We start from the raw sequence: 13396 nt of genomic DNA on the forward strand, positions 1-13396 counted from the left end.
GACCATGATATTTGTCTCCTATGATTTTTGTTTATATCATAGAGGTGACTTTTGTCCACTTTTTTGGCGAGGATCAGATAATAGTTCAATAATTTAATCAATACGGCTTTTTTATAGTATAATCTATAAAATTTGTTATTTTGTAAAAATTATTATGCCCAAAAAATATAATTCTTTGACTGCGCTTATACAACTATGGCCATTTGTCAAACAATATAAAAAAGCTTTATTTGTTGCTATACTAGGGCTTTTGTTAAATGCAGCTACAGATTCGACCTTAATATCTCTAACCAAACCGTTGCTAGATAATGGTTTAATGAATAAAAACTACATTTTGTTAGTTTACATTGCTATAGCAATTATTGGTTTGATTGCATTACGTGGATTGTCAAATTATGCTTCTACATACTGTCTTTCATGGTTATCTGGTAAAGTTATAACTAAATTTAGGCAAATGATATTTAATCATTTGCTAAAAAGTCCTGTAAGTTTTCATGATAAACATTCTGTGGGAGATCTTGTTTCCATTATTACCTATAATACTCAGATGCTTTCTAAAGCCTCATCCGATGCTTTAATTATTCTTGTTCGTGAAATAACCTATGCGATTGGTTTATGTTTTGTTATGTTTTATGGCAGTTGGAAATTGGCATTAGTGCTAATTTTTCTTATACCATTAATAATTGGTGTTGCTCAATTTATTGCAAAAAAATTTAGAAAAACATTAATGTCAATGCAAAAAGGTATGGGTGAAATAACAACTTCGGCTGATGAAATGTTAAAAGGCCATAAAGATGTTTTAATTTTTAATGCTAAAGAGTATGAAAAAAATAATTTTAATAAAATTACTAATATTTTTCGGCGAGATATGTTGAAGATTGAAATGGTTTCAAGATTATCAACACCAATCATTCAAATGATTGCAACTTTAGGTCTAGCCTTAATATTATATCTTGTTGCAAGTCGGAGTTTAGATATTACTCCTGGCTCTTTTACTGTCGTTTTTTCAGCAATGATAGCTATAATGCGCCCTTTGCGAGAGTTAACAAGTCTACATGTTGAATTACAAAAAGGTGCTGTAGCGTGTGAATCATTGTTCGGGCTTTTAGAAGCTCCACTTGAAGAAGATAAAGGTACAATTGATGCAAATCATATAACTGGAAATATTGAATTTAGAAATGTGACCTATCAATACCCTACAACCAGTACATCTGTACTTAATAATATTAATTTTAAAATTAAAGCTGGTCAAACGGTTGCTTTAGTAGGGCGATCAGGTGCAGGTAAGTCAACTATTGCAAGTTTGATTCCAAGATTTTATGATTTAGAAAAAGGAGAAATACTTTTAGATGGTATTAATATTAAAGATTATACCTTAAAGTCATTAAGAAATCATATAGGGTATGTTTCTCAACGAGTGCACTTATTTAATGGTACCATTGCAGATAACATTGTTTATGGTGAAAAAGGATTACATAGCCAAGAAGAAATAATTAAGGTTGCTGAATTGGCTAATGCCATGGAATTTATAAATAAACTAGAAAATGGAATAGATACGGAAATAGGTGATAATGGTGTTTTATTATCAGGAGGACAACGGCAACGCATTGCTATTGCGAGAGTTTTGTTACGTAATAATCCAATTTTAATTTTGGATGAAGCGACTTCAGCACTAGATAATGAATCTGAAAGGTTAGTACAAGAAGCCATTGAAGTTTTACAAAAAAATAGGACTTCGATTGTTATTGCTCATAGATTATCAACCATTGAAAAAGCGGATCGAATTTTAGTCATTGATAATGGTGAAATTGTAGAAGATGGTAATCATCATAGCCTTATTGAACAAAATGGTATTTATGCCTTAATGCATAAAATGCAATTCAAATCATAATATATTAAATAATGAATATGAATCAAAATAATCATAAAGAAAGTATCAATATTGATAAGGACTCTTCAACTTGGTGTACTTTTACTAAGTTATGGCCCTATATTGCTCAACATAAATTAGTATTATTTATATCAATAATTTTGTTAATAATTAGTGCATTTGCCGATACTTCATTAATAGGCCTATTACGCCCTTTACTTGATCTTGGTTTTTCAATGAATGACCGAGAGTTTTTATATATGGCACCTATCTATATTTTTGGTTTAGTGTTTATTCGTGGTATTGCTAATTATGGTTATTCTGTATTATTAGCATTGATCTCTGGTAAAATTGTCATGCGCATTCGACAAAGGCTTTTCGCACATTTTGTTGATGCACCTGTAAGTTTTTACGATCAATCCTCAACAGGAAGGTTATTGTCGCGAATAACATATGATACAGATCAGGTCGCAGCGTCTTCATCGGATGCTTTAATTACAATAATTCGTGAATCAGCTTTTATATGTGGGCTATTTTATACAATGTTTTATAATAGTTGGCAATTATCACTATCTTTACTTGTTGTCACTCCTATTGTAATTGGATTAATTTCTTTTATTTCAGTAAAATTTAGAAAATTGGCAAAAAACATGCAAAATTCTATGGGAAATGTCACCATGGCAGTTGAGCAAATGCTAAAGGGATATAGGGAAATTATTGTTTTTGGTGCACAGAATGAAGAATCAAAAAATTTTGAAAAAGTTAGCAATAAATTTCGCCGTGATGGAATGCGTTTAGTTTCTATCTCCGCACTATCAACGCCAATAATACAATTGGTGATCTCATTTGCTATTGCTTTTGTGTTATTAACCGCAAGTGATCCTGATTTAAATATTACAGCTGGAGAATTTACTGTCGTTTTTTCATCGCTAGTAGCATTAATGCAACCTATTAAAAATTTAACCAGTGTTAATGCAAATTTTCAAAAAGGAATGGCTGCTTGTCAAACTTTATTTGCAATCTTTGAACAACCTTTAGAAAAAGATAATGGATCTATTAGTGTTGATCGTGTAAAAGGAAATATTGTATTTGATCACGTTACTTTTAGTTATGAAACTAGAAAAGAGCCAGCTCTTAAAGACATTAGTTTTTCTGTCCCTTCAGGAAAAACAATAGCTTTAGTTGGTCGCTCCGGTTCAGGAAAAACGACAATAGCAAGCTTACTTACTCGTTTCTATGATGTACCTAAAGGACAAATTTTAATTGATGGACATAACATTAATGATTTTACATTACATTGTTTACGTGATCAAATAGGTTTAGTATCACAAAACATTCATCTTTTTAACGATACAATTGCTAATAACATTGCCTATGGAAGAATTGGTGAATATACACAACAACAAATAGAAGAAGCTGCAAAAAAAGCCTACGCTTATGATTTTATAATGCAAAGTGAGCATGGATTTAATACTAAAGTGGGAGAAAGTGGAATACTATTATCTGGAGGGCAAAGGCAAAGAATAGCAATTGCTCGAGCGCTATTACGTGATAATCCTATATTGATTTTAGATGAAGCAACATCAGCCTTAGATACTGAATCGGAATATGCAATACAACAAGCGCTTTCTGAACTACAAAAAGGGCGTACTTCAATTGTTATTGCACATCGATTATCAACCATTGAGAATGCTGATGAAATACTAGTTATTGATGCCGGAGAGATTATAGAACAGGGAACACATCATGAATTACTTCTAAAAGATGGTGTTTATAATAAATTATATCAAGCAAATCATTTATAAGCTGTAATGTTGTTATAAGAAATAGTTCATTAATCATTATTAAACTCAATAGAATATAGGCAATTTAGGAGATAAGATATTACATGAGTTTTAAAAGAATTGTTACAGATTGTGCTTGTTTATTTGTGAAAGATAAAAAAAAGAAATATTTTCTAACCAAAAAGTATGGTAGCACTCCACCGTATATTTTGTCTAAAAAGAAAGCTAAAGTATATCAAGATATTTATATTCCTATTTATAAGCATAATGTTCGATTATGTCCTGTTGAGCCTGAAATTTATAATAAAAAGGGAGAAAGATTAAGAGTTATTTTTTTAAGGGATAATTACAAACCGAATGCATCTTCACAAACAAGTAATCTGATATATTGGGATAAATATAATTTTGAACTTCCATTGCATCTTTATACTCATGGACGTATGTTGGAGACAATGGGATCTCCAACAGGCCGTTTTGGTGCTTTGGTTGAAACTAAAGGTATAAAGCCTGATAGTTATGAGATATTTCAAAAATATAGTGGATTAGAAAAAGATTTTGATTTGATTTTTACTTATGATGAACAACTTCTAAATGAAATACCTAATGCAAGATTTGTTCCTTTTTGTGCCGATATAAAGCTTTTTTCTGGTGATTTTGTAATGCTACCGAACTTAGATGAGATATTTCAACAAAATTTGTTTTATGAAAAAAATAAAGATATCTCAATATTATCGTCAAATAAAAAATTATGTGAATTGCATCTAAAAAGAATTTTAACTGCGATTAAATTAAAAAATCATCCTAAGGTTGATACTTTTGGAACTTTTGATGGTGGAGAGTTTGTTAATCCTTATGAAACATTGAAAGATTACCGTTATTCTATTGTGTTTGAAAATGAAATATCTGGGTATTGTTTTACTGAAAAGTTGACAAATTGTTTTGCCACACAAACTGTGCCTATTTATATAGGTGCTAGTAAAATAAATCAATTTTTCGATGAAGATGGTATCATTAGAGTTAAAGAAAGCGAAATTGATAACATCGAAAATATTATTAAACAATGTTCAGAAGCTGATTATATATCCAGAAAAAACGCAATTATGAAAAATTTCATGACTGTTCAACAATTTAGTAATAATGAAGACTATATGTACAAAACATATATAGAAGGTTATTTTTAAATAATTCAAAGTGGTTATTATAGATGATAGATGTAACTAAGTTCATAGAAGGTAAAAAAACTATTATTGATAATGAAAGTAATGATACTAATACACAATGGCATATTTTGCTATGCTTTGATGATAATTATGCTTTACCAGCTGGCGTTAATATGTATTCTATTATTAGCAATAATCCAAATAAAAAATTACATTTTCATTTATTTATGCAAAACGTATCAAATGATAATAAATGTAAAATAGAACAGCTTTCATCAAATCATGTTTCAATAACGCAATACTATCTGAATGATAAATTTAAGATTCACGCTAACAATACAAAATATTTTCCTATTTCTGCTTGTTTGCGAATTATTGCTCCATTAGTTATTCCTAAAGAAGTTACTAAATTACTTTATGTTGATAGTGATACTTTATGTTTGGCATCATTGGATGAACTATTTAGTTTAAATATAGCTGGTAAAGTTATTGCTGCAGTACCTGATGTTGAAAATACACAAAATTCCCAATGTAAAAAATTTCAAATTGAGTATGGTAGTTATTTTAATTCTGGAGTTTTGTTATACAACTTGAAAAAGTGGAATGAGGCTAATATCACAGAAAAAGCACTTAATTTATTAAATGAAGGGATTGCTTATAAATTTCCCGATCAGGATGTGCTAAATATTTTATTAAGTAATAATATTTATTACTTACCCACAAAATATAATTGTCTTACTTTGTTAAGTGTTGGCGGCCATGAGGATCAGCAAAAAGCTGAAAAGGGTGCAGTTTTTATACATTATACTTCGGGAAGTAAACCTTGGTTTAAACTCTATTTGACATCAATTTATCAAAATTTTATTGATGGCTCACCTTGGTATCAAGCCAAGCTAGCCTTAGCAAATAATCTTTCCCCATCTACAACCAGACGTTATGCTAAATTTTTAATCACTCAAAGAAAATATATCTGTGCTTTTCTTTACTACTTGTTATATTTAAAACATAAATTATTTAAAAAATAATCAAACAATGATCATTTTTTTATATTTATCCTAATAAGTAGTTTTAGATAATCAATATATTTATAATTAAAAAGTTACTAAAGGCATATATGAATAATACTCCTCTTATATCCGTAATTATACCAGCATACAATACAAGAGATGTTATTGAAAAAACATTAAAATCAATAGAAGAGCAAACGTATCAAAATTATCAAATAATCATTATAGATGATGGTTCAACTGATGACACAGGTATATTTATAGATGAATACCAACAAAAAAATGCTAAAATTATTGTTTATCATCAGAATAACAGTGGTGTGTCTGCTGCCAGAAATAATGCTCTTAAATATGCGTCAGGTGAGTTTATCTGTTTTTTAGATAGTGATGATACTTATGAATCTTCTTTTTTTGAGAAAATGTTAATTCGCCAACAACAAACCAATTTTAACATTGTTTATTGTGGTTTTTATCGAGTAAAAAAGAATGAAAGTATTAAAGAATATTTACCTTTTGAAGAGGGAAATATACTTAATAGTTTTATCAAAAAAAGTTTTCATATTTCAGGCATGCTAATTAAGCGTTCTTTTTTAATCGATAAAAATATTACTTTTGATACTGATCTTAAAATTTGTGAAGATATTTTTTTTACTATTAAAGCTATAAGCCAATGCGAAGTTGCTGTAGTTAAAGAACATTTATTCAACTATTTATATAGAGAAAAATCAGTAACAAATTCAATTGCTACTATTGAATTATATTTACAGAATATAGTAACTTGGGAACGAATTGAGTTTTATTTGAAGCATAATTACAATAAAAACGACAAAGAAGAGATTCACCAGCGAGTTCAATCTATAGTAATTAAATTAAAAGTAAGACTTCTTATTGAATATTTAAAAAAATTTAATTATAAAAAAATTTATTATTATTTAAATAAAGATCTTAAATTTACTAGTGATATGAAATTGGTAAATAAAAAGTACTTACCAAAAAGTGATATCAAAAAAATGAATATAATAAAAAGTAATTGTCTAGTTATTTGGTTTTGGGGTAGTTTGTACTATCGATATATCAGGCGTGAAACTGGAAAATAACTCAATATATAAACAGTAATTTATTGTTAATGCTATAACAAGGAATTTATATGAAAAATGAAGTGATAAATATAGCCTTTTGTACTGATGGTAATTATCTCGAATATGTAGCTATAGCAATAAAATCAATTCAATTAAATAATTTAGGTAACCATCTTCAATTTCATGTATTTCTTTATGATGTTCCAAAAGAAGCTGTTCATAAATTACAACAATTGAATGTTTCTATTAAAAGTTATTTTATTGAAAACAATGAATTAGATAAATACCAAACTGAACACCAATTACAGCATATCAATCGATCAATGTATATTCGACTTCTTGTGCCTCGATTACTGAAGAATGAAGTTGATAAATTTATATATTTGGATGCTGATATATTATGTTTTCGTGATATATCATTAATTAATCAGATTGATATTGATTCAGTGGTTTGTGCTGTTGTCTCTGACTCTCTAGTTTCAAAAAATATTGAAAAAAATATTACTCGTTTGGAGTTAAGTTCAGATAATTATTTTAATTCCGGTTTTCTCTATATTAATACAAAAAATTGGTGTGATTCTGACATAGAAAATAAAGTTAATTTAGTTTTGTTAAATCCGCAACAATATAGACTTGTTTACCCTGATCAGGATGCCTTAAATCTTATTCTTCAAAATAAAGTTAAGTATATTGATTGTAGATGGAATTATTTATTTACATGGATGACTGAAACAGAAAAGAATAAAATCTTTGATAATGAAGATATTCTACCATTTTTTATCCACTTTACTGGTGCTAGAAAACCTTGGTATCAAGAACATAAAGGAATAGCACAAAATTTATATGTATTTTATAAGCATTTTACACCATGGGCTAATAAACCTTTAGAAAGTTATCTACCTAGAATGAGAGTTAATGACTATCGTATATATGCGAAATCATTCTTTAGAAAAGGTGACTTTTATAAAGGAATAAAATTTTTCATTCAATACTTATTATTAAAATACAGAAAAAAGAAATAAAATATCATAGGAATTCTAGTTATGAGTCATTTTTCTTGGCAATTAAAGTTTATTCGAAAAAAAATAAAACTATATTTTTTTAACTTTTTAAATAAAATTCTAATGTGTTTCTTTCCTAAAAGAAAAACGATATTTGAACTGTCAAAAATAAAAACTATTTTAATAGCTCGTAATGATAAAATTGGCGACATGGTTGTAACTACCGCTTTAATAAAAAATCTTGCTCAAGCTGGTTATGATGTTTATGTTTCTTCGCAACAATCAAGTTTAGAAATTCTTAAAAATAATCCTAATGTTATAGAAACATTTAGTTATAATGATTATTCATTAAAGGATTTATTTAAAACTATACAAAAAATCAGAAAGCATCATTTTGATTTAGTAATTGATACAAGACCATTTTATTCATTTGAAATGCGTAAAATTATATTTTGTGCATTTACTAACTCAACTCATTTGATGGGGTTTAATAAAAGTAATGTAAAATCATATAATATTTCAATTCCTTATTATAATAATGTTCATATTACTAATCAATTAAATAAAATATATGAGTATATGAACATTAAAAATTATGGTGAAAACTATGATCTTTATACTTTAGATAATAATAAAAAAAATGTTGATGATTTTATATTAGAAAATAATATAGATAAATTTGTTATTATTAACCCTTTTGGTGGAGCAAGAAAGCGTGAATTGTCTCAATGGCAAATGGAGCATATTGTTTCACTCATGAAAAAAAACAAACCAGATCATAAAATTATTTTTATTGGTGAACCCAATAAACTTAAAAATGTTAAACTTGACTTAGGATTAATATTTAAATCAAACACCATTTTAGATGTCATTGCTTTAATCAAAAAAGCTGAATATGTTATTACTGTTGATACTTCTATAGTGCATATTACAGCAGCATTCAATAAACCATGTTTAACCATTTATTCAGAATCAAATCTATTTGAACAAACAGACGATTTTAATTTAATAATGCGTAAAAAATGGAAAGACTATTACCGACAAACGTGTAATAATTTGGTAGATAGTTCCTATTTGAAAAAAAATAATCTATTAGTAGAAATACCATATTGTTATGATCAAATTTGGTCTCCTAATAATCCGAATGCGAAACAAATTGTATTTTATAAAACTTTTTTAGCAAAAGTAGACAATGATGAATTTAGCAGATGTATATCACCTTATTTAGGATAAATTCACTTAATTAATATACAAAATAGTAATATTGTGATGATCATAATTGTAAAAGAGGATGATGCAATAATTTATTTTTAATTAACTGTTAATAAAATTGGTAATAAATAAAAACTCAAATTTTAATTTTTATGCTATATCTGGCAGTTTCAAGTAGTTAATATACTATGCTTTGTAGATACCTATATTTTGAAAATATTAATTGATATAGTATATTAAGTTTTTTTAATTATTCAATTCAGCAATAATAAATTCATCTCATTTTTGAAATGAGTCATTATATTTTCATAACATTTTATTTTTCTTAGAATATATTTTCTTAATTTTATTGGTGTGTTGAACTTAGCTTTTTATTGGGTATATTTAAGTGATTGATGATTTTGCAGAGGATGGTTTACTTGCTAAGGCTATAGATGGGTTTGTGGCAAGAGAGCCACAACGCAATATGGCAAGTAAAGTCTCTGAATCAATAAAAAAACAGCATGCTCTTGTTGTTGAGGCTGGAACTGGAACAGGTAAAACTTTTGCTTATTTAGTACCCGCACTGCGTAGTGATAAAAAAGTAATACTTTCAACTGGCTCTAAAAATTTACAGGAACAGTTATTCAGCAAAGACTTACCAATAATAAAAAAAGCATTAAATTACACTGGCAAAATATCTCTTCTTAAAGGTAGGTCGAATTATCTTTGTTTAGAACGATTGTATAATCAATATGCAGCTGCCGGAGATCTTGATAAAAATTTACGTGTTGATTTAGTTCGTGTCAAAAATTGGTCAATTAAAACCAAAGATGGAGATATTAGCAAATGTATAACTGTTACGGAAGAAAACCCAATTTGGCCAGTATTGACCAGTACAAACGAAAGCTGTCTTGGAAGTGACTGCGAACATTATAATGATTGTTATGTTGTTAAGGCTCGTAAGCGTGCTTTAAATGCGGATATTGTGGTTGTTAATCACCATCTATTTTTAGCCGATGTTGTGGTAAAAGATACAGGTTTTGGTGAGCTTATTCCTAAGGCTGATGTAATGATTTTTGATGAAGCCCATCAGTTACCAGATCTGGCTTGTCACTATTTTGGACAACAGTTAACTAGTCGTCAGCTACTAGAACTTGCAAAAGAGATAACACTTAGCTATCGCACTGAAGTAAAAGATATGTCTCAGCTACAGCAGTGTGCAGATAAATTGCAAAAAAGTGTTCAAGATTTGCGTATTGCAATTAATCAGCAACCACCTAAAGGTAATTTGCGAGTGTTATTCAAACAGCAAGCAATAAAAAAAGAGTTATCTTATCTTTATGATGCATTAGATTTTTGTCGTGAGGTTTTAATGTTGGCAATAGGGCGATCTACAGCATTAGATAACTGCTTTGAACGAGTAAATCAATACATCAGCTTATTAAAAAAATTAAGTGAAACATATGTAACTGGATTTAGTTATTGGTATGAATGTATTTATAATCATTTTGTTTTTGCGATAACGCCATTATCAGTGGCCGATAAATTTTCTGAACTATTAGCAGAACGTAAAGGTAGTTGGATTTTTACCTCGGCAACCTTGTCTGTTGATAATAAATTAGATTATTTTACTAAGCGCCTTGGTCTTACAAATGCCGAGTCCCTTATTTTAGAAAGCCCATTTGATTATTTAAATCAAACTGTCATGTGTGTTCCGCGTTATATTCCTTCTCCTAATGAACAAGGTAATGCTGAAAAATTGGTCGATATATTATTGCCAGTTATTGAAGCAAACAATGGTCGTTGTTTCTTCCTATGTACTTCTTATGCCATGATGAATGCTTTAGCAAAACAGTTTAAAGAACTCACCAAATTACCAGTATTAGTACAAGGTGAAACAAGCAAAGTAAAATTACTTGAGCAATTTATACATAGCGGAAACGCCTTATTAATTGCTACCAGTAGTTTTTGGGAAGGTATTGATGTTCGGGGCGATACCTTATCTTGTGTTATTATAGATAAATTACCATTTACATCTCCAGACGATCCTTTAATAAAAGCTCGTATGGAGGATTGCCAAATGCAAGGTGGAGATGCATTTAATGATGTGCAATTACCTGAAGCTGTTATTACTTTAAAACAAGGTGTAGGTCGATTAATTCGCCATCATAATGACCGCGGAGCAATTATTATTTGTGACAATCGCTTGGTTATGAGACCTTACGGCGCAACCTTTATTAATAGTTTACCTCCATCGCCAAGAACACGAGATGTAAATAAAGTTATTAATTTTTTATTATCTAAAACTAACTTATAAACTTAAATATTTTGGAAAAGAAATGAGTACTATCTTAGCTATTGATACCTCAACAGAAGCATGTTCGGTAGCTTTAATTTACCGTAATGAAATCACTCATGATTTCATCATATCAGCACGCGATCATACTAAACAAATATTACCAATGGTGGATAAGCTTCTTGCACTATCAGATTGTTCACTAGCTCAAGTTGATGCCATAGCCTTTGGACAAGGACCTGGTAGTTTTACTGGCGTTAGAATTGGCATTGGTGTTGCACAAGGTTTAGCATTAGGCATTGACAAACCAATGATAGGAGTTTCAACGTTGATGACCTTGGCTCAAGGTGTATATCGAACACAAAAAGCCACAAAAGTCATTGCTACAATTGATGCCAGAATGGGTGAAGTCTATTTAGGACAATACTCTTACAGCAATAATCAATGGCAAACAGTTATTTCAGAATGTGTTATTGCACCTGAAAAAGTAATAGAAAAAGTGGAAAATATAGGTAATGATAGTTATTGTGCTGGCTCTGGTTGGCAAACTTATCCAGATATGATTAAAGGAATAAGACAGAGTGATATCTTATTACCTCACGCACAGGATCTAGTCGTTCTTGCTAAGAATAAATGGTTAAAGAATGAAGTAGTTAATGTTGAGCAAGTAGAACCAACTTATTTACGTAACGAGGTAACTTGGAAAAAACTACCAGGTCGTTAATAACAAGTAAATATTAAAAAGCCACCAAATGGTGGCTTGAATTTAATACACTCGTTTACATTATTCTTTAAATAAACCTAAATGCTCTTTTGCATAAGCTTCAAAATCAGTACAACCACCGATTGGTTTTTCATCAATAAAGATTTGAGGTACTGTTTCAACAGGTTTACCAACACTTTTAGACAGATCCTCTTTAGTAATGCCTTCTGCGTTAATATCAACATAACGATAAGAAAAATCATCACGCTCTTGAGAAAGTTTTTCAGCTAGTTCTTTAGCTCGAACACAATAAGGGCAACCTTGACGCCCAAAAATTACAGTATACATTTTCACCTCGAATAAGTTTTTTACATATAAATACTATACGTTACTTTAAATTAAAGAAAAGTTGTTAAATATAGTTGATTAAATAGATTATATCTATTAATGATGAAATTGAAAAGCTAACGTGGCTACAAGACTTTACAAAAAGTTGGGGAAAGAAGTTTATTGTAAAATAGTCTAGCATCAAAACCAGCTTAATCTTACTATCACAATTGGCTATAGTTAGTTCAGCTAATGCAATACTAAAAGCGACTTCAAGTCTGGTCATTGCTAGGAATGCCAGCAAGTGGTGGCATTATCGAGTGCAGATAAACATGGTTGTACTGTCAACGGTGTTTTTTATAGTGAGGTGAGTGGTACTATAAAATCTAGTGAAGTGAACGGATTTGATGGTAATTTAACGCTTAATGATTTTAAAGTGGTAACTTATACATCAAACAATTTAGATAGGATTGAGAATTATAATAATATAGATAATGCTGATCCACAGCATCCGTTTAAAGTTGAATCGACTTATTATTGGTGGTATGACAATAGCGGAAGACGCATAACTGATGATGATAAGAAAAAATTATAGGTTGTGACAGCGGCATTTCAATGCATTAAAACTTACCATAAAAACCAATGTATGTAGCATCAATACCTTACCAATTCTATAAACAGAGGAAAAGTTAACCACACATACAGTGGTTCGATTGGTTAAGGATTTTTATATGCTTAACAAAACTTTACAAAAAAGTAGGTGAAAAATGAAATTTTTATTCTAAAATAAAGTTGAATTATTATACATTATAGTTCCATTTTGGAATTACCAAAAATGATGTTAATTGTTTATTTTATAATAATAAATCAATAAAAATAAGTATGAGGAATAATAAAGTTATGATAAAATATGGACTTAATCGGGCATCGGGCATCGGGCATCGGGCATCGGGCATCGGGCATCGGGCATCGGGC

The 13396-nt window shown here is 29.4% G+C and carries 11 protein-coding genes; 10 read left to right on the forward strand and 1 reads right to left on the reverse strand.

What is annotated here, in order from left to right:
- The first annotated feature begins 154 nt into the window (after positions 1-154).
- From msbA (ACGH6S_RS11440) to tsaB, 9 genes are all read left to right on the forward strand, one after another.
- Positions 155-1891 carry a lipid A export permease/ATP-binding protein MsbA gene (gene msbA, locus ACGH6S_RS11440; RefSeq protein WP_174799098.1) on the forward strand — a complete coding sequence of 579 codons (1737 nt, stop codon included), beginning with the start codon at positions 155-157 and terminating at the stop codon, positions 1889-1891.
- A 44-nt stretch (positions 1892-1935) separates the two neighbouring features.
- Entirely contained in the window at positions 1936-3675 is a 1740-nt protein-coding gene (gene msbA, locus ACGH6S_RS11445) for a lipid A ABC transporter ATP-binding protein/permease MsbA (protein WP_174799165.1), read from the forward strand.
- Between the two features lie 83 nt (positions 3676-3758).
- The gene (locus tag ACGH6S_RS11450; RefSeq protein WP_174799100.1) at positions 3759-4835 is read left to right on the forward strand and encodes a glycosyltransferase family 10 domain-containing protein; all 1077 of its coding nucleotides are present in this window, start codon (positions 3759-3761) and stop codon (positions 4833-4835) included.
- Between the two features lie 23 nt (positions 4836-4858).
- Positions 4859-5839, forward strand: a complete 981-nt coding sequence (locus ACGH6S_RS11455) for a glycosyltransferase family 8 protein (protein WP_174799102.1) — start codon at positions 4859-4861, stop codon at positions 5837-5839.
- Between the two features lie 89 nt (positions 5840-5928).
- Positions 5929-6918, forward strand: a complete 990-nt coding sequence (locus ACGH6S_RS11460; protein ID WP_174799103.1) for a glycosyltransferase family 2 protein — start codon at positions 5929-5931, stop codon at positions 6916-6918.
- A 50-nt stretch (positions 6919-6968) separates the two neighbouring features.
- Positions 6969-7922: a glycosyltransferase family 8 protein gene (locus ACGH6S_RS11465; protein WP_411578927.1), complete on the forward strand. Its 954-nt coding sequence runs from the start codon at positions 6969-6971 to the stop codon at positions 7920-7922.
- A gap of 21 nt (positions 7923-7943) precedes the next feature.
- The gene (locus ACGH6S_RS11470) at positions 7944-9134 is read left to right on the forward strand and encodes a glycosyltransferase family 9 protein (RefSeq protein ID WP_174799106.1); all 1191 of its coding nucleotides are present in this window, start codon (positions 7944-7946) and stop codon (positions 9132-9134) included.
- A gap of 367 nt (positions 9135-9501) precedes the next feature.
- Positions 9502-11412: an ATP-dependent DNA helicase gene (locus ACGH6S_RS11475; protein ID WP_411578928.1), complete on the forward strand. Its 1911-nt coding sequence runs from the start codon at positions 9502-9504 to the stop codon at positions 11410-11412.
- A gap of 22 nt (positions 11413-11434) precedes the next feature.
- Positions 11435-12115 carry a tRNA (adenosine(37)-N6)-threonylcarbamoyltransferase complex dimerization subunit type 1 TsaB gene (gene tsaB / locus ACGH6S_RS11480; RefSeq protein ID WP_411578929.1) on the forward strand — a complete coding sequence of 227 codons (681 nt, stop codon included), beginning with the start codon at positions 11435-11437 and terminating at the stop codon, positions 12113-12115.
- Between the two features lie 60 nt (positions 12116-12175).
- Here tsaB and ACGH6S_RS11485 read toward each other — a convergent pair whose 3' ends face one another.
- The gene (locus ACGH6S_RS11485; protein ID WP_034912061.1) at positions 12176-12442 is read right to left on the reverse strand and encodes a GrxA family glutaredoxin; all 267 of its coding nucleotides are present in this window, start codon (positions 12440-12442) and stop codon (positions 12176-12178) included.
- 283 nt (positions 12443-12725) lie between these two features.
- Between ACGH6S_RS11485 and ACGH6S_RS11490 the strand changes: the two genes are divergently transcribed.
- Positions 12726-13016, forward strand: a complete 291-nt coding sequence (locus tag ACGH6S_RS11490) for a hypothetical protein (RefSeq protein ID WP_411578930.1) — start codon at positions 12726-12728, stop codon at positions 13014-13016.
- The last annotated feature ends 380 nt before the right edge of the window (positions 13017-13396 follow it).

The sequence above is a fragment of the Gilliamella sp. BG3 genome (assembly GCF_046635605.1).
Taxonomy (GTDB): domain Bacteria; phylum Pseudomonadota; class Gammaproteobacteria; order Enterobacterales; family Orbaceae; genus Gilliamella; species Gilliamella bombi.